At 43.1% G+C, this 26,260-nt stretch carries 27 protein-coding genes; 10 read left to right on the top strand and 17 right to left on the bottom strand.

All coding sequences use genetic code 11. From position 1 onward, the window contains the following. Window positions 1–265 precede the first annotated feature (265 nt). Window positions 266–3,571, top strand: coding sequence for a plasmid replication protein, CyRepA1 family (locus tag AM228_RS06750; protein ID WP_054465326.1), 3,306 nt, complete (start codon window positions 266–268; stop codon window positions 3,569–3,571). 78 nt (window positions 3,572–3,649) lie between these two features. Here the strand turns inward: AM228_RS06750 and AM228_RS06745 are convergent, their stop codons facing one another. Next, window positions 3,650–4,237, bottom strand: a complete 588-nt coding sequence (locus AM228_RS06745; protein WP_054465324.1) for a hypothetical protein — start codon at window positions 4,235–4,237, stop codon at window positions 3,650–3,652. Then, complete coding sequence (locus AM228_RS06740) at window positions 4,234–4,545, bottom strand: hypothetical protein (protein ID WP_054465323.1); 312 nt, start codon at window positions 4,543–4,545, stop codon at window positions 4,234–4,236. Before AM228_RS06740 ends, AM228_RS06745 begins: the two co-directional genes overlap by 4 nt. Window positions 4,546–4,765: 220 nt before the next feature. Between AM228_RS06740 and AM228_RS06735 the strand changes: the two genes are divergently transcribed. The 3 genes from AM228_RS06735 (at window position 4,766) to AM228_RS06725 (ending at window position 8,858) form a co-directional block, all read left to right on the top strand. Continuing rightward, on the top strand, window positions 4,766–5,791 hold the full coding sequence (locus tag AM228_RS06735) for a C39 family peptidase (RefSeq protein ID WP_054465321.1): 1,026 nt from the start codon (window positions 4,766–4,768) through the stop codon (window positions 5,789–5,791). A gap of 353 nt (window positions 5,792–6,144) precedes the next feature. Continuing rightward, window positions 6,145–6,915 (top strand): RNA methyltransferase, encoded by a 771-nt coding sequence (locus tag AM228_RS06730; RefSeq protein ID WP_054465319.1) that lies wholly within the window; start codon window positions 6,145–6,147, stop codon window positions 6,913–6,915. Window positions 6,916–7,187: 272 nt separating this feature from the next. Continuing rightward, on the top strand, window positions 7,188–8,858 hold the full coding sequence (locus AM228_RS06725; RefSeq protein ID WP_197285235.1) for a serine hydrolase: 1,671 nt from the start codon (window positions 7,188–7,190) through the stop codon (window positions 8,856–8,858). 76 nt (window positions 8,859–8,934) lie between these two features. Here AM228_RS06725 and AM228_RS06720 read toward each other — a convergent pair whose 3' ends face one another. The 3 genes from AM228_RS06720 to AM228_RS06710 are packed head-to-tail and all read right to left on the bottom strand — an operon-like array spanning window position 8,935 to window position 12,058. Further along, window positions 8,935–9,216 carry a type II toxin-antitoxin system PemK/MazF family toxin gene (locus tag AM228_RS06720; RefSeq protein ID WP_231636669.1) on the bottom strand — a complete coding sequence of 94 codons (282 nt, stop codon included), beginning with the start codon at window positions 9,214–9,216 and terminating at the stop codon, window positions 8,935–8,937. A gap of 48 nt (window positions 9,217–9,264) precedes the next feature. Beyond that, a complete protein-coding gene (locus AM228_RS06715; RefSeq protein ID WP_072160693.1) occupies window positions 9,265–11,526 on the bottom strand; it encodes a Z1 domain-containing protein in 2,262 nt (753 codons plus the stop codon). Between the two features lie 52 nt (window positions 11,527–11,578). Next, window positions 11,579–12,058, bottom strand: a complete 480-nt coding sequence (locus AM228_RS06710) for a hypothetical protein (protein WP_054465314.1) — start codon at window positions 12,056–12,058, stop codon at window positions 11,579–11,581. A 355-nt stretch (window positions 12,059–12,413) separates the two neighbouring features. Between AM228_RS06710 and AM228_RS06705 the strand changes: the two genes are divergently transcribed. The 5 genes from AM228_RS06705 to AM228_RS31995 all read left to right on the top strand — a co-directional run bounded on the left by AM228_RS06705 (window position 12,414) and on the right by AM228_RS31995 (window position 16,649). Next, window positions 12,414–12,821 carry a DUF3887 domain-containing protein gene (locus tag AM228_RS06705; RefSeq protein ID WP_082348773.1) on the top strand — a complete coding sequence of 136 codons (408 nt, stop codon included), beginning with the start codon at window positions 12,414–12,416 and terminating at the stop codon, window positions 12,819–12,821. Between the two features lie 251 nt (window positions 12,822–13,072). Further along, window positions 13,073–14,269 (top strand): TPR domain-containing glycosyltransferase, encoded by a 1,197-nt coding sequence (locus AM228_RS06700; protein WP_054465366.1) that lies wholly within the window; start codon window positions 13,073–13,075, stop codon window positions 14,267–14,269. A gap of 101 nt (window positions 14,270–14,370) precedes the next feature. Beyond that, window positions 14,371–15,300, top strand: coding sequence for a calcium-binding protein (locus AM228_RS06695; protein WP_054465312.1), 930 nt, complete (start codon window positions 14,371–14,373; stop codon window positions 15,298–15,300). A 118-nt stretch (window positions 15,301–15,418) separates the two neighbouring features. Next, entirely contained in the window at window positions 15,419–16,363 is a 945-nt protein-coding gene (locus AM228_RS06690) for a calcium-binding protein (RefSeq protein ID WP_054465311.1), read from the top strand. 106 nt (window positions 16,364–16,469) lie between these two features. Beyond that, a complete protein-coding gene (locus tag AM228_RS31995) occupies window positions 16,470–16,649 on the top strand; it encodes a hypothetical protein (RefSeq protein ID WP_156331585.1) in 180 nt (59 codons plus the stop codon). 269 nt (window positions 16,650–16,918) lie between these two features. Here the strand turns inward: AM228_RS31995 and AM228_RS34030 are convergent, their stop codons facing one another. From AM228_RS34030 to AM228_RS31985, 10 genes are all read right to left on the bottom strand, one after another. Further along, complete coding sequence (locus AM228_RS34030) at window positions 16,919–17,131, bottom strand: type II toxin-antitoxin system VapC family toxin (protein WP_197285234.1); 213 nt, start codon at window positions 17,129–17,131, stop codon at window positions 16,919–16,921. Window positions 17,132–17,332: 201 nt separating this feature from the next. Continuing rightward, window positions 17,333–17,542: a hypothetical protein gene (locus tag AM228_RS06680; protein ID WP_054465310.1), complete on the bottom strand. Its 210-nt coding sequence runs from the start codon at window positions 17,540–17,542 to the stop codon at window positions 17,333–17,335. Between the two features lie 68 nt (window positions 17,543–17,610). Then, window positions 17,611–18,075: a hypothetical protein gene (locus AM228_RS34025; RefSeq protein WP_054465309.1), complete on the bottom strand. Its 465-nt coding sequence runs from the start codon at window positions 18,073–18,075 to the stop codon at window positions 17,611–17,613. Between the two features lie 268 nt (window positions 18,076–18,343). Continuing rightward, the gene (locus tag AM228_RS34975; RefSeq protein ID WP_156331584.1) at window positions 18,344–18,580 is read right to left on the bottom strand and encodes a hypothetical protein; all 237 of its coding nucleotides are present in this window, start codon (window positions 18,578–18,580) and stop codon (window positions 18,344–18,346) included. Between the two features lie 3 nt (window positions 18,581–18,583). After that, window positions 18,584–19,012, bottom strand: coding sequence for a hypothetical protein (locus AM228_RS06670; protein ID WP_054465308.1), 429 nt, complete (start codon window positions 19,010–19,012; stop codon window positions 18,584–18,586). A gap of 69 nt (window positions 19,013–19,081) precedes the next feature. Further along, window positions 19,082–20,209 (bottom strand): ATP-binding protein, encoded by a 1,128-nt coding sequence (locus tag AM228_RS06665; RefSeq protein WP_054465307.1) that lies wholly within the window; start codon window positions 20,207–20,209, stop codon window positions 19,082–19,084. 31 nt (window positions 20,210–20,240) lie between these two features. Next, the gene (locus tag AM228_RS06660; RefSeq protein WP_054465306.1) at window positions 20,241–20,552 is read right to left on the bottom strand and encodes a hypothetical protein; all 312 of its coding nucleotides are present in this window, start codon (window positions 20,550–20,552) and stop codon (window positions 20,241–20,243) included. Between the two features lie 259 nt (window positions 20,553–20,811). Continuing rightward, entirely contained in the window at window positions 20,812–21,117 is a 306-nt protein-coding gene (locus AM228_RS06655; protein ID WP_156331583.1) for a hypothetical protein, read from the bottom strand. A gap of 10 nt (window positions 21,118–21,127) precedes the next feature. Further along, window positions 21,128–21,862, bottom strand: a complete 735-nt coding sequence (locus tag AM228_RS06650; protein WP_054465304.1) for a hypothetical protein — start codon at window positions 21,860–21,862, stop codon at window positions 21,128–21,130. A gap of 136 nt (window positions 21,863–21,998) precedes the next feature. Then, window positions 21,999–22,160: a hypothetical protein gene (locus tag AM228_RS31985; protein WP_231636666.1), complete on the bottom strand. Its 162-nt coding sequence runs from the start codon at window positions 22,158–22,160 to the stop codon at window positions 21,999–22,001. Between the two features lie 54 nt (window positions 22,161–22,214). Between AM228_RS31985 and AM228_RS06645 the strand changes: the two genes are divergently transcribed. Continuing rightward, window positions 22,215–23,612, top strand: coding sequence for an NB-ARC domain-containing protein (locus tag AM228_RS06645; RefSeq protein ID WP_369817683.1), 1,398 nt, complete (start codon window positions 22,215–22,217; stop codon window positions 23,610–23,612). Window positions 23,613–23,865: 253 nt separating this feature from the next. On the opposite strand, the gene AM228_RS06640 is transcribed toward AM228_RS06645, so the two are convergent. Together AM228_RS06640 and AM228_RS06635 are read right to left on the bottom strand one after the other, a co-directional pair. Beyond that, on the bottom strand, window positions 23,866–24,711 hold the full coding sequence (locus AM228_RS06640; RefSeq protein WP_054465303.1) for an ABC transporter permease: 846 nt from the start codon (window positions 24,709–24,711) through the stop codon (window positions 23,866–23,868). Window positions 24,712–25,132: 421 nt separating this feature from the next. Continuing rightward, window positions 25,133–26,071, bottom strand: a complete 939-nt coding sequence (locus AM228_RS06635) for an ABC transporter permease (RefSeq protein ID WP_082348772.1) — start codon at window positions 26,069–26,071, stop codon at window positions 25,133–25,135. Window positions 26,072–26,260 lie beyond the last annotated feature (189 nt).

Below are 26,260 nucleotides of genomic sequence, written 5' to 3'. Positions count from 1 at the left end.
AATGTTACCGTCAGAGACATTTGTAGGGTTAAATGTAAACCGTGGTTTACATTTTGTAAGGTATGCCTGTCATTTTGATTAGTCAGTTTGATTAGTCAAAATGATGCGTACATTTCTGTAATTTTGTGCTATTCTATGAGGGATAAATATTTTTAAAGGTGTGGTTTTATCCCGTCTCTAGGCTTCACACACCAAGTTTAGAGACAAAAAAACCCGGTGTTAGCGCACCGAGTGGACTGTTAATTTGTAACCAGGTTATTTTATTATGAATAATTCCATTTCATCAACTCTACAACAAAAATCTCAGTTTGTCAACCCGCAATCTACACATCAACCATTTGACTTAGAGCAATGGGCACGGGATGACTGGGATAAGTCAGCGGCGATCGCGTTGTTTAACCGCGTGCAAGGTGTTGACTGGACAACGGCACTTGATAAGATTCTCATCTCTGACAAGCTGACTCGCACCAACACTGGCAGAGTTGCTGAAAAATACCTCAAAAGATACAGCCATCTCTCTAACGGGGGATGGTGGATAAACACCCTTAACCCGTTGGCAGATTTTGCAGAAGATGATTGGGGATGTCTCAAACCTCTAACGCCACGGACTTATCAAGACGGCATTAAGCTGAAAACCATCAAGTATGAGCACCCGCCAGAGATGCCGGTGCAACCATTTTTCTTGAAAGTCACGGCACGGGTATGGAAACGGCACTCCAAACGGCACGGGGTAGCTATGCCAGAATTTGTGCGTCAAGACCTCGATCAACAGTCCAAATATCCCTTTTTGCCTGAAACCTATTATGGTAAAGAATTTTGGGAATGGGTAATAGTTCACAGCTTACCCCTTGTCATCACTGAAGGTGTCAAAAAAGTCGCGTCTCTGCTATGTGCCGGTTACGTTGCTATTGGGCTACCGGGAATATGGAACTTTTCAGACACCAGCGATAAAAGTACCGCTGCATTTAAAACACCTTTAAACCCGTGGCTACAATCATTTTTTAGCCGGTTTAAACAGCTTGAAATTACGATCGCTTTTGACTCTGACAGCAGAGTATCAACTGCCTTACAGGTTTATAGTGCCGCGTGTACACTAGCCAACAAAATCACTTGGCAAGTTAACAGAAAAGCAGTTGTCAAGATTGCTGAGTGGCATCCTGAATTAGGTAAAGGTGTTGATGACATCATTGTTCAGAATGGCATTGAGACACTTGAGACGGTTTTAAATTCTGCCTTACCATTGAAAGTGTCTAAGTTCAGAAAATCTCTGGGTTTAAGCTATCCCGTCTTAGACTTTAATCGTAGATATTTAGGTCAAATTCCTAAGCTTTCTGCCAAGATTGTAGCCATGAAATCCCCTAAAAACACGGGTAAAACTTTTGCACTTAGACAGATGGTTCATAATGCCCTAGAAGCGGGTCAAAAAGTTATCGTGTTGGGTCATAGAGTCCAGTTAATGTCTAACTCATGCAAAGAATTCGGAATTCAATTTCTTAATGAAGTTAAGTCTGAACAGGAATGGCTAGAGGCTTCATATTATGGCCTAGGTTTGTGTATTGACTCTTTACATCCTAAGTCAAAAGCTAAAATTGATTTGACAGTTGAAAACCCCTTTGAGGGTTGTCTTTTGATTGTAGATGAGTCTGAACAAAAAGTTAATCATCTTTTGCACTCTAATCTTAAAAGAATTAAGAAGCATCGGGCTGAGATTATTAGTAATGAACAAATACTTTGCCGGGATGCTGGACAAATTGTTTTAGCGGATGCTGACTTATCTGATTTTTCTGTTGATTTCTTTAGAAAAATGGCTGATGTAGGTAAATCAGATGTGGCGGTGATTCAAAATAATTATAAGTTTGATAAGTCTGAGGGTTGGAATGTTTTTATGTACCGAGAAAACAACCCAGACAGAATTTTAGCAGAATGTCAAACCCAATTAGAGCAAGGCAAGCGAGTGCTTTTATTCTGCGGTGGTAAGCAAGCGAGTTCGGTCTATTCTGCCCAAAATGTTGCCACTAGAATGGCACCTTATTTTCAGGGTGAGTCTTTAGTGATTGACTCTGATACTGTTAAAGACCCTACCCATGAAGCTTACGGCATAGGTAGCAATCTGCATAAGTTAGGTGGCAAGCAATTTGTTGCCACTACCGGGGTTTTAGAAACAGGGGTGAGTATAGAACCTGACTATTTTGATTCCGTTTTTTATATTGGTTATGGTGTCCATTCTGTCCAGTCAGTAGCGCAATGTTTGGGACGTTATCGCCGTCCCGTTGACCGTCATGTCTGGATACCAGAAGTAGGTAATGCCATATTTAAGAAATTCAACGGGGCCTTATCATCAGAACAAATTAAGTATCAATTACGCACCAACAAAAAGAGAATGGAATCTTTTATACCTAACCAGAAAGATTTTTTTGCTTTAGATAATGCTGTAATTGATCCTTACTGTGAGTCTGTAGCCCGTACCAATTTAGGGTTAAGTGCTTACCGGAAAAATTTAGAATGGTTGCTGACTTCTGACGGCCATCGGTGCTATTACGTTGACCCTGTAAAAACTTTAGACGCTGAAATCAGAGAGATTAGAGATGTGGCTTATGAAGCTGAAGTCAACGAGATTGACGCCACCGAAAATCCCTCTGATGATGAGTTAAAAACCCTTAATAATGCCGTGGCAAAAACTAAAGCCCAACGGTATAAAGAACGCAAGGGTAACTTAATTAGAACTTATGGTTACTGTTCTAAGGCTTTAATCATGGCAGATGATGACGGTTGCTTCAGACCGTTGCAATTGCTATATTATTCGACCCTTGGTAAAGCCTTTGCCGCGTCTCACGACACTAAGCAAGTCCAGACTTTTACCTCTAAAACCCAGTGTCTTGACCATGAAATCAGCAAGTATGCAGTCACCCTGAGACAAGCATACTTGTCTGTACTTTTTGATAAGGGTTTATCCCGGTTGCTGACGGGTGAAAGTTTCAGTAAAGATGACCCGTTCCTCACTGATGTGGTTGCCAAGTTAATACCAGATGAGTATGCAGAGACGTTTCGCCGTAGGCTACCAGAAAAGACGGGCGATCGCATCAATGCCATTTTGGATCTTATTGGCTACCAGAAAAAATATGTAGGCCGGGTAGGTACGGGGGGGAATGCTATCCGCCACTATTGTGCCGTGCCTAAGTTTGACGGCATAGATATGGATCAGATTTTTGCTTTCTGGTTAGAGCGCGATATGAAGGCTCAGGAAATTTCCGGGGCCGCCGGTGACTTTGCCGGGGAAATTTCCGGCACCGAGGCCGGTGACTTTGCTGGAAATTTTTCCGGCACCGAGGCCGGTGACTTTGCCGGGGAAATTTCCGGCACCGAGGCCGGGGAAATTTCCGGTGAAAAGCTATGGGCTGAAATTTGGGACGCCGTGGCTAACGACACCTTTAAGGATATGTGGCAAAAAGTCAAGGCAATGGGCGCAAAAATTACCAATTGGGTCTTTACAGAGCTACCAGAGTTAATCTCTCAGGTTGACCCAAATTTTGCCCTGGGTGATGACTTTGCCGGTGATTTTGCACTGGCATAATCACCGCCACCTATACCGCCACCTATACCGCCACCTATACCGCCACCTAATAAAAATTAAAGCCCTGTAAACCATGAGTTACAGGGCTAAAACCGTTGATTTTCCGAGGTTGTTTGGGGCACTTGGCAAAAGTGGCTGTATCTTATCATAAGAACCAGAAACAGCGATTTTGCCATCGGGGGTAATGGCGACTGCATATACCGAGTCATTATGCCCGGTGAGGGTGCGAATCAGTGCTCCACCGGGAGGAGTGAGGGTGGGGGAGAGGGGACGCAACCAGGGTTTTTTTTGGGCTTGTTTGACCTGTTTCAGTAACGCGACAATTTCAGGCTGAGAAAACGACAATAACCGCCCCAGCATTTGCCCCGCTAGTTGGGTCTTATCCTGGTCTAAAATATGTGCCGATAGCCGCAACGCCCCTTGAATTAGGCTTAACGTCTGTTGTTCCGTTTCCGATACCAAGGGTAATGCCAAATCATAATCATCAATTAACGGGTTGATCCCCACCGCCTCTAACTTTTGCTCCAAAAAGCCAAAATCCGTCAACCAAGCTACCAACCGCTGTACCTGTCCCCCCTTGGCAAAATAACTGGGTTGATGTCGGAGGAGGTGCAGGCGGTCTTCTGGTAACTGTTGCTGAATCCAATCTCCTAATTCTGTGGTCATAGGGGCGCTCCATCGGCTAAATTGTCACCCATACGGCGGTTAATCTCTTCTAGGTCAACTCCTGAATCTTTGGCTTGCTCGTTGAGAAAGTCGCTAAACGAGGCATGATAGACGCTGTAGCGAGGTTCTTCCTGAATCTTTTGTAACCGCAAAAACTGCCGCCATTCCTTCAACACTGGCGGCAGCTTATATTCTGCTATCCCGGTGAACTTAGCCAGCAACCGCTGGGAAATGGGTTCTCGCGCTTCCGAGAGGACATAAATGATGTAGATTTTCTCAGCGGGTAGCGGGTCAGCATTCATATCCATAATCAGCCTTTTTGGTAATATTGCCGCAGACTCCTTGGGAGTATTCTAGATTTGGTAGTCTATAAATGCTTTCCACTGTCAACCATCAAGCATCCTCATAGACTAATCTCACAGATAAAATAAGTAGGGGCAATCCGTTGGCGGTGGTTGCCCCAATGTCAGAATATAAATATGGTGCGTAAGTCATCTATTTCATAAACCCATAAAGAATTGCAGCCAAATGAGACTAGAACAAATTACCACTCGATTACCTTTATCCCAAGTAGCTCAGAATTTTGCTCTGAGCAGTCAAGTGCAACAACGTTTAATCGCACTGAGGTTACTTGATCCCCCGGTCGATGGCATTTTCGGCCCCAAGACTACCGCAGCGTTTCGGCGATTTCAAACCCTGGTGGGAATTACCACCGAACCAGATAGTCTTGGTCCGCAAACCGCCAGACAACTGTTAACGGTACAGCCACAAAACCTGCCGACGAATAATCCGGTTTTAAGCATAATTATCAAGACCAAGCTCAAACTGCGGCCTCTTCAGTCCAGGGAATTAAGCCCTAGTGAGATCCTGGACGCTGAACCGGGTCAGTCATTTGCTCTGGTAGATTATGAAGCGGGGCACCGGCGTCACTATAAGGTGACATTCTCTCAGCCGGTGAGTAGTCAAAGGGTTTGGTATGCCTACGACGAGCACGTCAAAATCGTTGATGGGACGCAACAGATTATTAACAGTGGCCCGCCGAGACAAGTCAGACTGAATGTGCCCTTTAAATCTCAGTTGGACAACTGGTATAACCCAACGGGTTCTTGTAATGTTACTTCGATCGCCATGTGTTTGGAGTATCTGGGGGTGAGACGCTATGATTTGCGGTACAGGCAGCTAGAGGACGAACTGTATCGTTATATGCTCGATAGCGGATTAAGTCGTCATTCTCCTCAAGACCTGGCGAAAGTGGTGCGTGATTATGGCCGCCGAGACGATTTCACCGTTTGGGGCACCATTGACCGAGCGAAGGAGCATATAGCCAAGGGCAACCCGGTAGTGGTGCATGGATACTTTACTTCTTTTGGTCATATTATTGTTTTAGTTGGCTACGATCAAAATGGATTTATTGTCCATGACCCCTACGGGGAGTGGTTTTCCACGGGCTATCGTACAGACCTGAGTGGGGCATTTCTCCACTACAGTTATAATCTGATTAGGAATACTTGTATGCCTGATGGTCAGTTTTGGACTCACTTTATTAGCCGCTAATTAGCCCCTAAATTTAGATCAATTGAGATTGATCATAGTAATTTAAATTTAGGGAAATGAACCCCTGAAAATTTTAGATCCTGTCCCCGCGAATGCGTTGGTTGGGTTGAAGACCGAAACCCAACCTACTAATAGCTAATAATAGCTATAATTATGGCTATAACTTTCAGGTTTATGCTCTATTAAAGTGGTAAATAAAATAGGTCAATTCTGATGATTTTTGGCCAAAAAATCTTAAAATTACTGAATCGGTATTCAAAAAGTGAATGGGGAAAAGTAGGGGCGCTTCGGGAAACGCCCTGGCGATCGCGAAGCGCCCCCTAGGGAATCGCTAGTTTTAGGGTGATGAATGGATGAATGAACAATTATTAGCTGCGGTAAGAATTATTTTAGTGGAACCGGCAGGGGCGCTGAATGTGGGCACGATCGCCCGAACTTTGAAAAATCTGGGACTTTCTCAGTTAGTTTTGGTAAATCCTCATTGCGATCCTTTGGGGGAAGAAGCCCGCCGGATGGCGGTTCATGCTCAAGATATTTTAGAAAATGCTCAGGTGGTGGGCAGCTTACCAGAAGCATTGACAGGGTGTGTGCGTGCGATCGCCACTACAGCCCGTCCGCGAGCGCTGGATACGGTATTAGAATCTCCTAGAGTTGCCTTACCCTGGCTTTGTGATTCATCCACTCCCTCGGCTTTAATTTTTGGCCCGGAAGATCGCGGTTTAAGTAATCAGGAATTGAATTATGCCCAGAGATTTGTCCGCATTCCGACTTCAGACGCTTATCCCTCCTTAAATCTGGCTCAGTCCGTGGCGATTTGTGCTTATGAACTGTCCCAGTCAGTGACGGAAAATATGCCACCGGCAGCCATGCGGGGTTTAACGCCTGTGGAGTCTAACCCCTCTGCCTCAATGGAAGCGATCGAGGGATATTATCAGCATCTAGAAAGCCTCTTGCTCAAAATTGGGTATCTTTATCCCCATACCGCTGCCACCCGGATGGAAAAATTCCGAAGAATTTATAATCGTGCAGGACTATCTAATCAGGAATTAGCGATGCTGCGGGGAATTCTTTCTCAGGTGGAATGGGCAATTTCCCACTTAAAAGTCAGTAGCACGGATGACTAAAATCAAGTCTCCAGGGATTTCGCCTGGGTGTGTCGAGAAGCGATCGCATCTATCTATTGATATATCTATCTATCGATAATTCGGATATGACTACTGCATTGAAATGGCTGGGTCAATTCAGCAATGTCCCAGAAATCTGTAGGGGAGTTTTCTGTGGCGGAGGTTGCCCCTACAGGGTAAGTCCTACCGGATAGAAATCCCATAATCGCCTAAATTATTTATGGATATTGATGGATTCAGATATTAATTAATGAAATAAACAGGAGTGAGGTGTGGCTCAAAGGTATCCGATTCGGTCTTTTTTGTCGGTTGTTTCCTCTAGTCAAGAGGTGGGACAGCCATATGAGAAATTCTCTGCTCAAGCATCCTCCCGTCAGTCGGCAGGAAAAACTATCCAGTTTCCCGATCTTGGGTCCAGCAAGCGATCGCGTGTCACTCCAGGCAGGCTATCAGTGAAAGTTCAGAAATCATCGCCCGTGAGTCTTCCGCCGGTGATTGCTTCGCCAGTAGCCGATCGAGTTCGCCCCAATTTGTTGCGAGACCCCCGACTGGATTCGGCGATCGCCCCTAATCAAAGTGCTTCATCCAGACCCCCTCAAGGTTCTGTGACGATTCCCAGTTCTAGAGGTAATTCTAGAGCCAATTCTAGAGTCAATTCTAGAGCCAATTCTAGAGCCAATTCTAGAGCCAATTCTAGAGAAGGTTTCAGTGATCGCGCTTCCTCCGTGAGACCCTCCCCAAGAATGTCTAGTCGTCAAAATCCCTCCGGTGATAGCGCCGGGACTGGATCAAAGGCTCAGAACAGTCAACCTGTTCGGGAGCGATCGCCCCAAAAATCTCGGCAACCAACCTCTCAGCAGAGAAAACAAAGAAAGACTAAACCCAGGCGAGAGATGCCTCCGGCACGCTTGGCGAGCGCCCGTTTCTCTCCGTTGTTGTCTGGGGTTCGGTTGTTGATTGTGGGTGTGGGTTTAGCGGCGATCGCCGGGACTTTGTTATCAATTCGTAACCCAGAGGCCCAAAATGTGGCTGGATTATCCGCTAGTGGGGATGCGGTGGCTACGGGCTCCCCCAATTCCGGGAACTCTGGGAATTTAAGAGTGAATTCCTTAAACGCACTACATTTAGGTCAAGAAATTGTCCAGTTAAAAAATGAAATCCAAACTTTAAGCGCTTCTTATTCTCAATTAACCCCTGGGGTCTTTTTTGTGGATCTCGATACCGGGGCTTATTTGGATATGAACGGCAACAATACTTTTTCGGCAGCCAGCACTATTAAGGTGCCGATTCTGATTGCCTTATTTCAAGAAGTTGATGCGGGCAAGATCCGCCTTGATGAACCTTTGACCATGCAAGCGGAATATGTGGCAGAAGGTTCTGGGGATATGCAGGATCAGCCCGTGGGCACTCAGTACACCGTACTGGAAACCGCCAGAAAAATGATTACCATCAGCGACAATACGGCAACGAATATGCTGATTGCTCGCTTGGGGGGGCAAAATGTCCTGAATCAGCGTTTCCAGTCTTGGGGCTTGGCTTCCACCCAGATTCAAAATTTTTTACCGGATATTCAAGGCACGAATACCACCAGCCCCAAGGATTTAGTTTCTCTGATGGCAATGGTGGAAAAAGGGGGGCTGCTGTCTTTGCGGAGTCGCGATCGCGTCCTGGACATCATGCAAGCCACCGAGAACAATAGCTTATTACCTCAAGGCTTAGGCGATGATGCCACCATTGCCCACAAAACCGGCAATATTGGCTCAGTGCTGGCGGATACGGGCATCGTGGATCTGCCCAACGGCAAGCGCTATCTGGCATCGGTGATCGTCAAGCGTCCCCATGATGACCCAGGGGCTTCGGAGTTAATTCGGCAAATTTCTCAAGCGGCGTATCAATCCTTTAGAGGGAAAAGTGGTATTGCCCAAAATCCCGCTCGTCCATAAAATAGTCGGTTGGGCTTTTTTAGCCCCACCGACTAACTAACCATTCCCTGACCAAGGGTTGACCCACAGAAAATTATTAATTATTGAGTAGCTGACTCAATTTTTGAGCGATTTCAGCTTGTGTCTGGGATGACAATTCTCCTAGTTCACGCTGAATTATTGACTGTCTCACAGTCATCAAATGATCCAACCTGATCGTAGATGACTTGTGCAGCCCACTCGCTGTAAAGTCTGAATGACTTTGATCTAAAACATAGTCACTGTCGAGTAACTTACCAGGAATTTTACTGGTAATAAACGCTAAAATAATATGCTGATATTGCCCGATAGGATTCGTCAGACAAACAGCAGGACGCACCTTTGTACTTGATAGATCATCAAATGGGAAAGGCACAATACTTTACCTTTAGTCATTAAATGGCTTCCCATCCGCTAATGTATAAATATCTTCTTCAGGATCTTTGAGGAAATCAAAGACTGGATTACTTGCCGCTGCCTGGAGCCATGCTTGCTCATCGATTTCATCAGGAATTTCCCAGTGTAACTCATCTTCTATTTCATCAGCATTATTAGAATCATTGAACATAAACACAAACTTACCTTTGGGAATAATCAACATCGGTAGATAGAGTGGTTGATCATCCCACTTTTTTTCCTTTTCGCCTTTTTCGTACATAACAACTAGAGTAGGAACATCTGGATAATCTCGTTTTGGTTTAGTCAGCCATTTACTGGTGGCAAAACCATATCCAGACCAATTGCCAGATTCTTGGCGTTGTAAGTCCAGTCCTTCAGCATTTTTGCCACGACGAACATTGATCCGTCCTTTTTCAATACCTTTAGCCTTCATTTGCTGGAGAAGTTCTTTGACTCGCTCATCCTCCCATTTTCCTAAGCCAACCTTCTGACTTCGCATATATGAGAGAATTTGAATTAAGAAATTAATATTTACTTCGTAGTATTTATCGTCATCCCTATACTCAGCTAAAAGTTTATTTAACTGATTAGTGTTTTCCCGAACATCTCCTGCTTTCCATAACGGTGCTTGGGGGAAAATATGCGATCCAGGTGTGAATGTATTAATATTTGCTGGATTTAAGACATTGGAACGAGTTGGCTGGAGTTCAGGCCCAACCCACACCGGCTTAATTTTAATATTCTTCGGATCATCGCCGATCGCTTCCCGCATTCCCTCATCCGCTTCATGGATTGCCCGAAAATCTTCTAAAATGTGCTTGGGTAAGAACAGCCGAGTCACATCTTTTAAATGTTGGCGATAACCATACATTCGGGCGTGTTGATGTACCGTATCCATCAATTTTTGTTTGGCATCACGCCCATAATATGTCACCATTAATCCTTCAATTGTCACACCCCGTCCCAGTCGATTTCCCCCAATTAAAATATTCATCCCAGGGTTATAATTCGGTTCTTTATCTCGATTATCCGCATTGATCACTTTGGGAATGGCACTGCGTAATTCCTGCTTTAAGTCCTCTATTAGATCGTCAAAATCAGGTAAAACTGCGGTTTTACTTAATTCTTCATAAGCTTCTTGTAGCCATTTTTTTGCCTCATTTTGTTGATAAGGTGGTGTTTTTTCTCTAATACTTTTATCTAAGTCAATGACAAAATCACCGATAACTTTTTCTAGGGTTTTATGGTTCACTTTTTTATAGCATAAATGAGCCAAGAATGAGTAATGTTCATTCGGTTGTTGTCGCATTTTGTAAACAGAACCTAAGAAAAAACAGCAGAGGGCTAGTCGCAAGCCTTTGGGGATATGCCAGTTATTCCCTGGATTTATTTTTCCTCCTTGTTTTTTTAATTCCTTGATTTCTGCATCACTCACTGTGCAGCAGTAAGGACTTTTTTCTGTAAAAAATAAATCTCCCCCCATGTAGCTTTCGCCCGGTTCAGAAAGTGCGGCACAAAAAGCCGGTTTACATTCATGGTCTAGATTTTGTAGCAGTAGGCTTTGCGGAGTCGCGGTAATTTGTAAATAAATATGATTAGCAACTTCTTGCCTGATATCACAAATTTTATCAAAAATTGCACTATTGGGAATACTATTTTTGCCATTTTTTGATTGTTTAGATTCGTTTGTATTCAAACTCGCATTATCCGCTTCATCATCAAAAATCAAAGTGGGGACATTTTTTGCTTTAGCATACTTGAGAACTTGTAACAAATGATCTAGATGCTTGTTGTTTTTTGTCGAAACTAGAACAACTCCCGTATCTTCAATATAAGGAAGCAATTTACTTTCCGCAAAATCCCTGGGATCTTTTTTCCATTGTTCCCAATCAAATACAACCGGCCCACCTCTTAGCTGATTATTAAATCGATTGGCGGTTTGCTTACCCAGCCAAGTATTGTCAGAAGTTAAAACAATAAAACAGCGAAAATTATTTTCTTGGGCGATCGCTAATGTGGCGATCGTCGTGTTCGTCTTGCCGCTTTGAACTCTGCCGTAAATTAAACCCGTAGTGCCATTAGGAATTCGACCTTTGTACGGACGGCTGACCCGACCAGTTCCGGTAGACCCCACATCCCCATCACCAAATTTTTGGGAGTAAACATCCACACAATTCTGAACAATTTCCACAGCGGTGGTCTTTAATTGATTAGCCGCTTCAACTCCAATTTTACCTTCAAGGTTTTGCATCAGCTTTCTGATGCAATATCCATCACTTTTTATATCAGGTTTAATTAGTGTATTACTCATATCTAGCATTTTTTGGTGACAAAATTACGCGAGGCCAATCACTCTGGGGTACAGTTTGTTCCATTTTCTGTCTCCCTGGGCCGCTTACATGATAGCTGCCGCGAGGGGTTCTGGACACGGAAATGTACTGATTACTTATGTTAGCATTTTTGTCCAAGACAGTCCGAAGCCGCTCCTCTGCAATGCAGCAAATCCCGTCTCTGTGACAGACTAGAGCCAGGAATAACGAATAATCAGGATACTGGGAATGCATAGTACCCAGAGCGGATTCTTCCTGGGTACTTAAGGTAAAAGACCATGCAGATTTTGGTTTTTTCGAGACTTTGAACAGAACAGCCGACTGATTACGATCGCTGGAAATCAAGTAAATTGATGGATGAATTTCGGCAAGATGGGCGATCGTAATTCGCTCTCCAGCATTAATCAGTTTTAAGAATGCTGCACCGTGAAGAAATTCTTGATCGTTGATCATGTAGATTTTCGGGGCTGGTCACTATATTCTATCTTAACTCATAGCCCGGTTGTGAAACAAATAGAGGTGTTGAGCAAAAGCCAGCTAAAAATGCTGATTATGCGCGATCGCACATCACAGACTAAGAAATCGCGATTTTTTTCAACCAAGAAGTAACGGGGAACCGGGAACCGGGAACCGGGAATTGATTAAGAGGCTTTTAGGCTATCATAAGACTGATGCATCAACCCATTTGGGTCAGCTTTAATCCCACTGGCAGCAGACGACAAGCCGAGGCGTCACAATTCTGGTACGGCTTGCCCGATGGGGTTTTTGAAGCCATGAATTAAAATGAAAGTAATCTTATGAGGACAAAATGATGAAAACATCGATTTCTTTGTGTTTGTTCGGTTCCTTGGTTTTTGGCACCGCTATTCCGGCTTATGCCCAAGCTTATTCCGATGTAGCCTATCCTGAAATCCTGGCTCAGTCACAGACCTCAGAGGCGATCGCGCAGGAGTTGATTAGGCTAATGGCTGAGGGCGACTTTGAAACAGCAGCAACGAAATATGATGCTGAACAAAAGGTGACTGCGGAGAATCTTGAGGCCGAGTGGAGCAAGTTTATTCAGCAAAATGGCGACTTTAAGCAGCAGGTTGAGATTCGCGAGAATCTGGGCAATGCGGTTGTGATTACCTGCGAATTTGAAAAGCAAACGATTGACTTGATCGTTGTTCTGAATGAGGCTAATGAAGTGATTAGCTTGAATCTGCCAGAAAATTAGTTATCTGTAGGGCGTAGGGAAGCCGCCGTCGTGTAGGGTGTAGAGTGTAGGGTGTAGGGAAGAGTGAAGAGTGAATAGTGAATAGTGAATAGTGATATTTATGCATAACTTTTCACTTGTACGGGCGAATGGCCATTCGCCCCTACCACTTTTCACTTTCCCCCCGATGGCGGCCGATGGCGGCCGATGGCGGCCCCGCCCCCCTGCTAAAATGGCAACGACGCTGTGAATTATGGGGAAGTTGTTGTCAGATGAAGTTAAGCTTGTGCGCGATCGCCAAAAATGAGGAAGCCGCTTTGCCGCAATGTCTCGGTAGTGTGGCCGGTTTAGTAGATGAGATGGTGGTGCTGGATACGGGGTCGAGCGATCGCACCCCAGAAATTGCCCAGGAAATGGGGGCAAAGGTTTATGATTTTGATTGGCATAATGACTTTGCTGCCGCTCGGAATGAGTCGTTAAAATATGTGACTGGGGATTGGGTATTGGTTTTAGATGCGGATGAAATGTTGACCCCAGAAGTGATCCCAGATATTAAAAACGCTATTGAAAGCGATCTCTATCTGTTAATTAATTTAGTGCGTCAAGAATTGGGGGCAAGTCAATCTCCTTATTCTTTGGTATCCCGATTATTTCGCAATCATCCAGATATTTACTTTGAGCATCCTTATCATGCGATGGTGGATGATAGTGTCAGTCGATTAATGCAGGCAGAACCGGATCGATGGGCGGTCGGTTCTTTGGCAAAGGTGGCGATTTTACATACAGGTTATCAACCAGGGGCGATCGCTGAAAAAAATAAACTGGCAATGGCACAAGAGATTTTAGAACAATATTTGCTGGATCATCCCAATGATGCTTATACTTGTAGTAAGCTCGGTGCGTTGTATGTGCAAATCGGTGAAGTGAATCGCGGCATTCAATTATTGCAGTTAGGATTAGTTAGCAATCAAACGATTGAAAATGCGGTAAAATATGAACTTCACTATCATTTAGGAATTGCCTATAGTTGCTTGAAAAAACTGTCAAAAGCTAAGGCAGAATATGCAGCGGCTATTAAACAGGAAATGTTCCTGCCATTGAAATTAGGCGCCTATAATAATTTGGGCAATTTATTGCTTGAAACTGGAGATTTAACCGGGGCGATCGCAGTTTATGAGACGGTTTTACAAATCGACCCCAGTTTACCAGCCGGTTATTTTAATTTAGCTTTAGCCCTGAGACAAAAAGGCCGCATCCCAGAAGCGATCGCCAATTATAAACAAGCCATTGCCCTGAAGCCGGACTATGCGGAAGCTTACCAAAATTTAGGGGTGACATTGTTAAAATCAGGGAACATCCTGGAAGCGATGGACGCCTTTAAAAGTGCGATCGCGGAATATGAACAACGTCAGTCTCCGGCAGCAGAGCAACTACGCAGCAAATTAGCAGAAATTGGCTTTAAACTTTGAGTTTTATGATTTATTTTTATCAACGAATTGGTAGGAGATAAACAATGGTGGGCAATGCCCACCCTACTAGGTTATGTTATCATAAATTATGGAGAAAAACTATGCCTCAAGCAGTTGACAAAAACCCGACAATCGAAGAATTGTTAGCCGCCATAGAAGCGAGTAAAAACAGCACAAATTCAACCACATCAGGCAGTTCAACCTCAACCGCTGTAACCGGGGGAACCGTCTTCACGGACAGTGATTTTAAAGACTTAACCAACGATGATGATAATAAACGATTAAGCCCTAATGAACTGGCAAACTTTACCGGAGGTTTGCGATCCCTTGGTGGCAATGATACGATCGTCGGTTCATCAAGCGGTGAAGCCATCAATGGTAATCTGGGATTTGATAGCCTCCTGGGTGGAGGGGGTGACGATACATTGCGAGGTGGCCAAAATAGCGATCGCATCTTTGGGGAAGATGGCAACGATATTGTCAATGGGAATCGAGGAAATGACTTAGTATTAGGAGGTAATAGCAATGATATTGTGCGCGGAGGTCAAGATAATGACCTCTTGCTGGGAGGAGAAGGCCGCGATACTCTGATTGGTGATTTTGGCACCGACTATTTAATGGGTAACGATGGAGATGATTTGTTTATCCTCAGAACCGAAACCGCAGAAGCGATCGCCTCATTCGCAGATTGGATCATTGACTTTGATCCCAACAATGATAAAATTGGTCTAACTGGGGGACTTTCTAGAAGTGACCTAAGCTTTGAAACCATTAGTTTAAACTTAGGCAGTAGGCTGGATTTTTTAACAAGTTTCAACGGAGAAAATTTTTCTTCAGAGACAGAAATTCCTACCCAAGTCCTAGATCCAAATGGGGATGGCACCGTTCAAGGAGTCCTGATTCGTAATAATGAAAGAAATTCTCCGTTCCTCAATACAGTTTTGGGGATTGTCTTAAATGTCACTGAAGCCCAAATCAATAATAATTCAATTTTTCAAAGTGTGCCGGACTCCTTCTTATCTCTGGGATAGGATTTCTCGCAGCCAACCAATATTCACAAAAAATATTGGTAAGATTGGTTGGTTAATGCCTGAAAAGTAAGAAATCCTCACAGCAAATAATCTTGAAGATATAGCAAGGATATCTAAAATGACTCAAGCAGTTTTAATATTACCAGATAGAGACACATTAACCGGAGGGGCAACCACAACAAAAGAGACAGCCCCAGTATCTTCCCCTGTGACAACCCCAACTCCAACCCCAACCCCAACCCCAGCACCACCGCCTCCACCACCCCCACCAATTTACAAAAATTTAACCGAACAAAATGATAATTATTCACTAACTATTGGTGAATTATCAGCATTTCCCGAAGGGTTACGGGGACTCGCGGGCAATGATTTAATCACTGGTTCTTCAGGCAATGAACAAATCAACGGCAATGCCGGAGATGATACTTTATTTGGGGGTAATGGTGACGATATTTTATTAGGCGGAAGAGATAATGATGTCCTATTTGGCGAAAATGGCAACGATATTCTCAATGGCAACTTAGGTAACGATTTAGTGGTCGGTGGGGAAGACAATGATATTATTCGTGGTGGTCAAGGGGAGGATATTTTAATTGGTTCAGCGGGAAATGATACCTTAATTGGTGATATGAATCAGGATTTTCTCTTTGGAGGAGAAGGTCAGGATCTTTATGTGCTGAGAACCGATGCCCCAGCCTTTGACCCGAACCAAGCAGATTTGATTTTTGGCTTTAATTCATCGGAGGATAGTATTGGTTTGACCAATGGTCTGACTGCGAGTAATATTACTTTAGAAGTATTCACCATTGACCTAACCACTCAATTAAGTATTTTTAAGTTATTCCCAGACCAAACATCCGCCGTGAGTGGTTTTTCCCCGGACTTAATTGCCCCAAATGATACCACTATTGTGAATGCCAAAGTTGACGGGGTACTAATTAGAAATAATCAACCGGGTTCGGAGTTTTTTGGCACCGCTTTGGGCATTGTCGTCGGTGTGACTCCCGCTGAACTTATTTCCCGGTTTGTGACAGTTGCCGATGATTTATTAGCCCTAGGTTAAACCAGCCAGGGCAAGAAACCGGGTTTCTGGCATAACCTCTGCCAGAAACCCGGTTTCTCAGATGCTAAACTATCTGCCATAACCTTGCTGCCTGGGGTAACAAACTATGGACTATCTCCCACTGGTAAGACTAAATCAAGGACTGCTAACCGGAACCGCCCTCCTAGGCTTAGGTGCCATTGTCGCTGGAGGGTATCTCTATAATATTAGTTGTAGCATGAGGTACACCGTGGGGGACAGAGATTTCTCGCTCGTGGATCGGGGAATGTGTCAATTGAAGGAATAAAAGCGCGATCGCTTTTCTACTAAATAAAATAGCGATTCCCTCCGGTACGCTGTGCGATTCGCTTTGATCGATCCGCTTTGCGGAATCGCCTCTCGACAAAGAAACGAGCACACAGAAACCGGGTTTCTTTTTGTGCTGCCTAGGGGCGTTCTCGCATTCGCCCCTACATATTCACCAAAGAAAACCGGTTTCTTTATGCAGGAATAAAATAGCGATCGCCTTTCTAGCAAATAAAATAGCGATCGCTTTTCTGAAATTAAACCGTATTTTTAATTAAGTGATGATGGGAAAATTTGAAATCCAGCTTGAATAAAATGATGATCTAAGGTTAAAGCCGTAATAATCCCTCGTTCTTCCATAACGATAAATGATAAACAATCAGTGAGGGAATAAGACTTGTCTTGATATTTTTGAAAATATTGCCAGCCCTGATTAAATAAAGTTCTATTAATCTCTAATAACTCTATATCGGGACTTGACAAGAGGCGATTACCAACTTCAATTTATGATGAAGGTTTCGGCTATTAAAGAAAGTGACAATTTCATCAAAAATGTATGTTGTAGTTACTAAAACTGGTTTTGATTGTGCTAAAATAACCCAAATTTTAATACTTGTTTATCAGCCGCTTCATTTTTAATTTCCAGAGCCAAAATATAGCTGGTATCCAAAAAATAAATGTTTTTCATTGGTTATACAGATAACGATCGTGGTTGATGGCGGCATCTTTTACATCACATTCCACAGGATTTGAACCTAAATCCCAAATAGAAGATGGTTTTTTGATGACCGTAATAATAATTTTTCCTTGTTCTTGGGTAAGTTCAAATTCTTGACTGTCTCCTAATATGTCTTTAGGAATTAATAAACCCTGTTCTGTTGCTGTTAATTTCATTAATCATTACCTCGACTGATTTAAGCTATTCGATTATAATCCATTTTGGTGCGATCGGCTACCTACGTTTACTTGCTATGTTCGCGATCGCTTTTCTGCGATCGTAAAATAGCGTACTTGCCTGACAGCATAGCGATCGCATCTTGCCACAGAAACAGAGTACACAGAAACCGGGTTTCTTTTTGTGGTGCCACAGTAGGGGCGAATGGCCATTCGCCCCTACATTTCCGCAACAGAAACCCTGTTTCTTTTTCGCAGCAAATAAACCTGGAAGACAGAAACCGGGTTTCTTTTTGTGCTTTCGCAGTTAACTGTTCTTTCCACCAAAGAAACCCGGTTTCTTTTTCCGGGCAAAGAAACCACGGAGGCAGAAACCGGGTTTCTTTTTGTCCTGCCACAGTTAACTGTGAATTACACCAAAGAAACCCGGTTTCTTTTTCGCCGCAAAGAAACCCGGTTTCTTTATGCAGGAATAAAAAAGCGATCGCATGAATGGAAAATAAAATATCGCCCCCTGTATAAATCCCAGTCACTAGAAACCGGGTTTTTCTTAGTTTGCCCCAATTGCCAAGTCATCTCCTAAGCTAACAGCTAGGTTTAGCGATGGCTAGGGAGCATTCCGTTTTTGTAAAAATATCTGGACAGGCAAAGCTTTCCTCGTAGATAATCTATCGGTCTGTAGCAGATATTTATCCGGGAATGCTTCACGACTATTAGAATATTACAAGATTTTTACAATTGCGGAGATGCTCTCTATTTATAAACAATTTGAAGGATCAGGGTTAATTAAAAAGTTATTTTTTACTCATAAAATTCAACATAACCCATTCCATGACACCGATCGCAAGTTAGAGTTCGGCGCCCACCGCACCAAGTGCAAGTCATCCATACTGTTCTGTTATCAGGTACATTATTGTGATCGCTACTATACTCTCCCATGCGAGATCCACTACTATATCCTCCATGCCCACCACAGTGAGAGCAGGTTAAACGACCAGTTCCACCGCAGTCATTGCAAGTGCGTTTTTTTAGTTGCATATTTCACCTCGATTCAAATAAATCTGTGCCAAAAGCTGAAATTTCCTCTTCAGAAGGTCTTGCTGAAATGTTTCCTGATTTTATTTGCCCTTCAATAAAATCACCGCAAACAGGACAGTAAGGATCTTTATAATCTGGTAGATCATACCAATCCAGAATTCTAGGTTTATCAGAAACGCTAGTTCGAGAATCTAAATCACCAAATTGAGTACCTCTCTCTCGTCGATTAAGCCATAAAAAACCTGATGCTGATAAATCTTCATAGAGACTTGACAAAGTTGTTTCCGTGCCTCGCAAAAGTTCAAGAATGCCTAGTTTCACAGACATAACTGCAATAAACGGATTTTTATCAAGAATACGATCTTTGATGGCTTTGGTTTTGTCTCTACTGGTGATATAAGGAAAGCCTAGTAATAAATAGACCTCTTGCAAAATAAATATTTCGACCCCCCCAACCCCCCTTTTTAAGGGGGGCTTTTAGGAATTTTGCAAGAGGTCTAATCAAGATGTAGTCTCCTGTTCTTTTTTAGCTATAGCAGCTTTGACTTTTTCAGCAACTTCCTCTTTTTCTTTTGGGGTTAACTGCATTGGCTCTGAAGTCACATTAATTCTGGCTTTCTTAATGCGATCAACCGAGTCAAGAAATTCGCTTATTCCAATTTCTTCCTTGTCTTGACGCGCTGCTCTCATAGACGCATCAATAATAGCATTCTTGATATCTCTTCCGCAAACATCTTCAATCTGAGCTAGTTTTTCAATGGAGACATCTTCGGCTATAGGCAATTCTTCAACAAGGTGTCTTTTCCAAATCTCACGACGACAGGTTTCATCTGGCATCGGAAAATTGATGTTTCTCACCCGCGTTTCAAATGCCTTGTCATAGTTTTCAACAAGATTTGTGGAAAAAATCACCACACCGCGAAATTGCTCTAAGCAAATAAGCAACTGACTACGCATTGAGTTGATAGCTTGCTCCGAACCTTGGGTGACATTGGTTAGTCGTTTGGAAAGTAAGGAGTCAGCTTCATCTATAAATAACAATGCATTGTCTCGCTCTGCTGCGAGAAAAATTGCCTCCACGTTCTTGGGACCTTCGCCGTGATACATACTCTCAATTTGAGCGTAACTGGCGACTAAAATCGGGCGGTTAATTTTAGATGCTATGGCGTGTGCTGCTAGAGTTTTTCCTGTTCCCGGTTTACCGTGAAAGTTTAACGCTGTGCGGGGAAAAGGTTCTATTTTCCTTAACCCCCACTCATCGAAAACTTTAAACTCTAGCCGAATTAAGTCAACAGCTAAAAGCAGGTCTTCTTCTACTTCTTCAGGAATGACTAACTGCTTGAAAGTAAATATGGGTTGTTGAGCTTCGTACCTTTTTGCCCGCTCTTCTGGTGACAATTCTGGGTCGCGGTTTTTCTGATTTGAATCACCTCTACCTGGGAGATTGATGTTTTCCCAAAAACTCGAAAAACTAGAAGCATCACCCACAGTAATCCTGATGTTATCCAGACCTGTTTCATCAATCAGTTTATTCACTGCCGTTAAAAGTCGAGAACGACAAACGGCTGCGGTAGGTTCGGGTACAGTATCAGGAATACCCTGTATGCGAATATCACGGGATGCGTTCATTTTCTCCTGACTTTTAAATTGGGTTGCTTTTCTACTGCCAAATCACAACAGGGTTGTTGCGATGAACTTCGCGTACTCGTGAGTCGAGATCGTCATACTTAATGGTACGTCCCTTGACAGGCTTGCCTGTATTTCTGTTAAAAATACCCTGAACAACTGCTACTTCACCAGATTCCAGTGCTGTTTTAACAGTAGCAGCGACGTTATCCCATTCTGTAGCTACTTCTTCATTGTTCTGAAACCATTCAACAATTATTGACCAAGTAAGGTAAACAAAATATACAATTACAAAAAGATTGTAGGCTGCTATCGCACCCAGAACTAAAATTGTCAGCGGATCCATAATACTATTCTCATTCAACAAGAATCAAGTTTTACTTGCCGAAAGCTACTAATAGTTTTTGGCTAATTTTTTTTTGCACAAAATAACAAAACTATTGTTGGCTATTACCAAATAACTATAGCGTTGTTTTTTCAACACTATTGGCACAAGTGGTGAAAAAACAACCGGGAGCGATAGGTTCGGTTACGGGATAAAAAATCCCCTGGATGCGAATATCGCCGATCATTTTTTAAAAAATTAGATATTGGCTGTGGCACTTTTATTCAACAATCAAAACACCAGATGAACTCTCCCTAAAAGCAGCGCTGGTTTTTGAATCGATATCTTTATGATGAATGACACGTCCCTCAACAGGAGCGCCTGTTTTTTTCTTAAAAATCCCCTGAATAATTACTGCTCCAGATTCCAGCGTTGTTTTAATAAGAGCAGCAATTTCATCCGATTTTATAAGTCCTTCCTTTTGCTGAAACCATTCGGCAAGTGTGTCCCAGTGAACCCGAATCAGATATATAATCACAAAAATAACTACAGCAACAGCAATAGCAGCAAGCAACAAAGGTATCATAATCTTATCCTTATTCAACAATAATCAAGTTTTTATTGCCAAAAGCGTCTAATAATTCTTCGTCCAGTTTTTTGGCTACAAGCTGACGACCATAGGGTTTACCATCAGAACGTCTAACTAAGTCGTTGTTGCTATCCAAAAACACTTGTGCCAAGAGTTGACCTTGCGAATGAGGTTGACGAATAATAGCTCCTTTCTCTATCCTTGGATCGGATGGGCGGTCTGTGATAAAATATTGGATGGCGGCTTCATACGTCATAATAGGCACGATTTCTGGTAGTTTCAGGATGTCTCGCAACCATTGTTGATACTGGTCTGTTATTGAGCGATGAAACTCCTCAAAACCAGACTTTTGAGACTGGATGTCCACCAGCATCAGGTCTTTGTTACCCAAATTTTGTTGCAGTTTTCCATCTAGTTTGCGAGCTAATAACTGACGACCGTATGCGGTTCCATCAGGACGAGAAACAAAGCTGTTATTTTGATCCAAAAATACCCATCCTAAAAGTTGCCCTTGAGCATGATTTTGACGAATAACTACACTCTTATTTACAGCCGAGTTGGGGGGTCGATCGCTCTGTAAATAACTAATCACCTGATCAAAAGTTATCACTGCCTGTACTTCCGGCACTGCCAAAATACGCGGCAACCATTCCTTAAACTGAGCAACTATTCGCCGTTCATCTTCGCGGGTGATTTTTTTATCACCATCAGAGGAGTCCTTAAAAGGCCAGCTAAAAATCATGGCATAATTCCCCTTATGATAACGCTTATATAGCGTTTATTTGATTAGTCAAATGCGGATGGTTACAATATTCCCTCGCGGGAGTAACACAAGCGGAGCGCGTCATCTAGCTAAAAAAATATGTGCGTTAGCGAAGCTAACGCGGAGGGCGAATCGCTCCTTTGGCTACATATCTATTATTTTGCCACGCAATTTTTATTCCGTCACCGGATAAGCGGTGGCATTTGGTGGCGTATTTTTCAAATTTTTTGACCCCGACTTGGTGACAAAAAGTGACATTTGGTGGCAAAAGTGGCATTTGGTGTGATAAAGTAACGTCAAACCTTAACTACAATGATGACCTTACCTAACAATGATGGATATCCAAGAGGCGATCGAGTGGACGGACGATCGCGTTTTTGCTAAAACCGGAAAGCGCCTCGACTCACTGCAACGCACTATCTTAGAAGGAACTTTAGAAAATCAAAGTTACAAGCAAATAGCCCAGGATTATCATTGTAATAAAGACCATACTAAAAGAGTCGCGGCGCAATTGTGGAAAATGCTCTCGGATGTGTTGGGTGAAGAGGTCAAAAAAGCCAATTTAAAATCTACCTTAGACCGAATAGAATTTTCCCATATTTCAAATTTTGGCTCGGATACACAAATTTTTGGTGATATTAATATCTGTAGCGAAATTTGCCCCTATCCCAAAGTAAAGAAAGCCACAAAAACCCGATCGCCCTCTGCCAATTCCTCCACAAATTCCCCTAGCAAACAACCAGAACAACGCCACAATTTAACCGAAGCCCCGGACTGGGAGCATCATAACAACCGCCGTGCAGAAATAACCACCCTAAAAAAGTTGATTTTGGCCGAAAAAATCCGCCTTATCACTATCTTTGGCTTGCCGGGAATGGGCAAAACCACCCTCGCTAGAGAACTGGTAGAACAAATTAAAGATAACTTTGACTATATTCTTTGGCGCAACTGTAGCGAAACTCTCACCCTAAAATCTTTCCAAACCAATTTAATTGAGTTTTTTTCCCAAAATCAGGAAACGAAATCATCATCCCCGATCGACTATTTGCGTTTAAATCGTTGCCTGATTATTCTCGATGACTTCCAAGAACTGTTTGCCCGTGAAAAATTCGCAGGCACTTATCTCCCAGAAGCCGAAAGTTATGGGAAATTCCTCAAAGAAATGGCGCGATCGCCTCACAAAAGTTGCTTCCTCATCCTCAGTTGGGAAAAACCCACAGAAATTGCCACCTTAGAAGGAGAAAACCGCCATTGCCGTAGCTTACAACTGGGAGGTTTGAGAGAAGCAGCAGCAGGAGAAATATTAAGCAACAAAGGGTTAAAGGATGACGATAAATGGGGGGAACTAATCCAAATTTATAGCGGCAACCCGTCCTGGTTAAATATCGTTGCCGCTACCATTGAAGACTTATTTAACCGCAGCGTCGATCGCTACCTATCCTATCCCGGTTTATTTCTCGGAGACTTAGAACCCAGATTACAAGAATATTATCAACGGTTATCGGCATCTGAAAAAATAGTCTTGGGGTGGTTAGTCAACCAAGAAGCCGCCGATATTTTCCAGAAACCAGTAGGGGCGAATGGCCATTCGCCCCTACCGGATGCGGATTTTTTGACCGCGATCCAATCTTTGCGGAAACGGGGTTTAATCGAAAAAGTCAGCGATAATAATGGTGCGTCCCTATTTACCGTGCAAGGCTTATTTAAACAGTATGTGAAAAATCAGTAGATATAGCAATCCTACAGCGGTTTTCTACTGAGTAAACCACATTAATCGCCAGGGAATGAATTCCCGCCTGTAGGGGTCAACGGCCGTTGACCCCTACAGTCCGTTAAAACCGACTTGCGCGACATTAGGCGGGGTGAAATCCCCGCCGGCTGTGGTTTATTAATCTAAAAACCGCTGTAATCAACAGAAAAGCGCAGTAAAATAACCCCGGCTTTTCTAAAAAAACCGGGGTTATTGCGGATAAAATTCAGGATTATTTAGCGGTTTTTGTTTCTCCCTGAGAACGGAGAAATTCCCCGAAAAAGGCGATAGATCCAGAGAAGATAATCAACATCACACTCAAAGCATTAATATCCGGTTTTACCCCGGTACGAATGCGGCCAAATATTTCCATTGGCAAAGTAACAGCGCCACTGCCTGCGGTAAAACTGGCGATTAAAAAATCATCCAAACTCAGGACAAATGCCAACAGACAACCGGATACAATTCCGGGCATTAACTGCGGTAATAAAACTTGTAGAAAAGCTTGCACTGGGGTGGCGCCTAAATCTAAAGCGGCTTCTTCTAAATGAGGGTCTAAATCCGCTAATCGAGTGGAAACTACTAGGGCAATATAAGCGAGACAAAAGACGATATGGGCGGCAATAATTGTCCACAAACTTAGGGTAATTTGGACAGCGGCTAAAAATACCAGGGTAGCCACAGCGATCGCAATATCGGGAATAATTAAAGGCAGGTAAGAAATCCCTTTATATAAAGTTTTGCCGAAAAAATTATACCGAGCTAAACCCACAGCCATCAAAGTTCCTAAGACCGCCGAAACCGCGATCGCTAACAACCCCACCATCAAACTATTGCGGAGTGCCAGCAAAATTGACTCATCTTGAAATAAATTCAGATACCATTTGAAAGTAAAGCCACCCCAAGCCGCACTATAGCGAGATTCATTGAAACTATAAAAAGTCAAAACCAAAATAGGCAAATACATAAAAAAGAACATTGCCCCGGCAAACATCACCGACCAAGAAATTCGCAATTTTTGCTTACCTTTTAACATATCTACCGGGATGTCCTCCTGTGAAATTTTGGTGTCTATCATTGAAATCTATTCCAATTAATCAATTATTATAGGATTTGTTGTTTGTTGTTTGTTGTTGGGTAGGGATTCTTTGGGTAGGGATTCTTTGGGTAGGGATTCTTTGGTTGGGGAACGGGGAACAGTTATCAGGGAACGGAGAAAGTCGTAGGGGCTTTCTGGCCAGAAAGCCCGTACAAAAGTCGTAGGGGCTTTCTGGCCATATAGCCTGACGGATTATGCTCCGCAAGGACGCCCGTACAAAAGAAGTATCACTATTCACTATTCACTATTCACTATTCACCACTGTTGCCTGTTGCCTGTTCCCTGTTCCCTGTTTGTTGTTGGTTGTTCGTTGTTCAACAATCAACAATCAACAATCAACAATCAACAATCAATCAACAATCAACAATCAACAATCAACCAATAAACAAATAACAAAGAATTATTTTTTCGGGCTGGCATCACCAAAGCGAATCATCAACGCGATCGCAATACTCACCGCCGTAATTAACACCATACTCAGGGCAGAACCAAAGCCCCAATCCCGCGCTGCCCCCAAAAATTGATCGTAAATTAACCGAGATACCGTCATGCTGGAAGCCCCGCCCAAAAGTTCGGGATCCACGAAATCCCCCAGACCGCTGATAAACACCAGCAAACAACCCGCTGCAATTCCCGGCAGGGTTTGGGGTACGGTTACTTTCAAAAAGACTTCCACGGGATTAGCGCCCAAATCCGCCGCCGCTTCCAACAAACGGCGATCGAGTTTTTCCAAAGAAGCATAAAGAATCAGTACCATATAAGGCAAAAAGCTGTAACTCATGCCAATCAGTACCGCTGACGTAGAGTGCAACAAATCCGTCGGGGGTAGTCCCACAGTGGCGATAATGCTATTCAGTACCCCAGTAGGCCGCAAAATGGTTTTCCAGGCATAAGACCGCAGCAGGGAAGAAGTCCACAAAGGCAAGACAAACCCTAATAAAAGTAAATTTTGCCAGCGTTTGGGAGTTTGCAAGGCTAACCAGTAAGCGACAGGAAATCCGAGGATCAAACAAATGCTGGTGGTGCCAGATGCTAACAGGAGCGATCGGCCAATCACTTGTAAATAAACCGGATCGAAATTAGCCCATTGACACTGATCAAATCCCAAGACTCGACAATAATTATCCAGCCCGGACGGAATCACTTTTTCCCCAGGTTGGATTTCCGGCACCAAACTTAGTTGAAAAATCACCAAGGTGGGCAGCACCAACAATAACACTAACCAAATTCCTGATGGGCCAAGCAATGCCAAAGGGCCAAGCCAATTCGGTTGTAGGCGATGATTTCCGGCTGGTTCTGGTTTGGTCTTATTGGTCGATATAGTAGAAGGTGGAGTCATAATGACATGAGTAATTTTTCCAGGGTTAATTAATGATTGGGAGATAGAAGATTTTAGGGATTTTTAACGATGAATATTCATCAATTAAATAATTTATTTTGATAAATATAATTTGAGAATTTATGTATTTTTCAATCAAATTAAATTTACAATTTAAATCTGAAAATTTTTCACATCATTACTGATAAT

It is taken from the genome of Planktothricoides sp. SR001, from assembly GCF_001276715.1.
Lineage (GTDB): Bacteria > Cyanobacteriota > Cyanobacteriia > Cyanobacteriales > Laspinemataceae > Planktothricoides > Planktothricoides raciborskii.
Note: the sequence above shows the minus strand (reverse complement) of the source record. Positions and strands in the feature narration are given on the sequence as shown.

Excerpts from the sequence above, each read along its gene's own strand:
- AM228_RS06715 (WP_072160693.1), bottom strand. The coding sequence starts at position 11,526 with ATGCAAAACCTTGAAGGTAAAATTGGAGTTGAAGCGGCTAATCAATTA.
- AM228_RS06650 (WP_054465304.1), bottom strand. The coding sequence starts at position 21,862 with ATGATTTTTAGCTGGCCTTTTAAGGACTCCTCTGATGGTGATAAAAAA.
- AM228_RS06710 (WP_054465314.1), bottom strand. The coding sequence starts at position 12,058 with ATGATCAACGATCAAGAATTTCTTCACGGTGCAGCATTCTTAAAACTG.
- AM228_RS31985 (WP_231636666.1), bottom strand. The coding sequence starts at position 22,160 with ATGCCACTTTTGCCACCAAATGTCACTTTTTGTCACCAAGTCGGGGTC.
- AM228_RS06700 (WP_054465366.1), top strand. The coding sequence starts at position 13,073 with ATGAAGTTAAGCTTGTGCGCGATCGCCAAAAATGAGGAAGCCGCTTTG.
- AM228_RS06745 (WP_054465324.1), bottom strand. The coding sequence starts at position 4,237 with ATGACCACAGAATTAGGAGATTGGATTCAGCAACAGTTACCAGAAGAC.
- AM228_RS06680 (WP_054465310.1), bottom strand. The coding sequence starts at position 17,542 with ATGAAATTAACAGCAACAGAACAGGGTTTATTAATTCCTAAAGACATA.
- AM228_RS06655 (WP_156331583.1), bottom strand. The coding sequence starts at position 21,117 with ATGATACCTTTGTTGCTTGCTGCTATTGCTGTTGCTGTAGTTATTTTT.
- AM228_RS34975 (WP_156331584.1), bottom strand. The coding sequence starts at position 18,580 with ATGCAACTAAAAAAACGCACTTGCAATGACTGCGGTGGAACTGGTCGT.
- AM228_RS06750 (WP_054465326.1), top strand. The coding sequence starts at position 266 with ATGAATAATTCCATTTCATCAACTCTACAACAAAAATCTCAGTTTGTC.
- AM228_RS06660 (WP_054465306.1), bottom strand. The coding sequence starts at position 20,552 with ATGGATCCGCTGACAATTTTAGTTCTGGGTGCGATAGCAGCCTACAAT.
- AM228_RS06690 (WP_054465311.1), top strand. The coding sequence starts at position 15,419 with ATGACTCAAGCAGTTTTAATATTACCAGATAGAGACACATTAACCGGA.
- AM228_RS06705 (WP_082348773.1), top strand. The coding sequence starts at position 12,414 with ATGATGAAAACATCGATTTCTTTGTGTTTGTTCGGTTCCTTGGTTTTT.
- AM228_RS06635 (WP_082348772.1), bottom strand. The coding sequence starts at position 26,071 with ATGACTCCACCTTCTACTATATCGACCAATAAGACCAAACCAGAACCA.
- AM228_RS06735 (WP_054465321.1), top strand. The coding sequence starts at position 4,766 with ATGAGACTAGAACAAATTACCACTCGATTACCTTTATCCCAAGTAGCT.
- AM228_RS06665 (WP_054465307.1), bottom strand. The coding sequence starts at position 20,209 with ATGAACGCATCCCGTGATATTCGCATACAGGGTATTCCTGATACTGTA.
- AM228_RS06640 (WP_054465303.1), bottom strand. The coding sequence starts at position 24,711 with ATGATAGACACCAAAATTTCACAGGAGGACATCCCGGTAGATATGTTA.
- AM228_RS31995 (WP_156331585.1), top strand. The coding sequence starts at position 16,470 with ATGGACTATCTCCCACTGGTAAGACTAAATCAAGGACTGCTAACCGGA.
- AM228_RS06695 (WP_054465312.1), top strand. The coding sequence starts at position 14,371 with ATGCCTCAAGCAGTTGACAAAAACCCGACAATCGAAGAATTGTTAGCC.
- AM228_RS06645 (WP_369817683.1), top strand. The coding sequence starts at position 22,215 with ATGATGGATATCCAAGAGGCGATCGAGTGGACGGACGATCGCGTTTTT.
- AM228_RS06730 (WP_054465319.1), top strand. The coding sequence starts at position 6,145 with ATGAATGAACAATTATTAGCTGCGGTAAGAATTATTTTAGTGGAACCG.
- AM228_RS06740 (WP_054465323.1), bottom strand. The coding sequence starts at position 4,545 with ATGGATATGAATGCTGACCCGCTACCCGCTGAGAAAATCTACATCATT.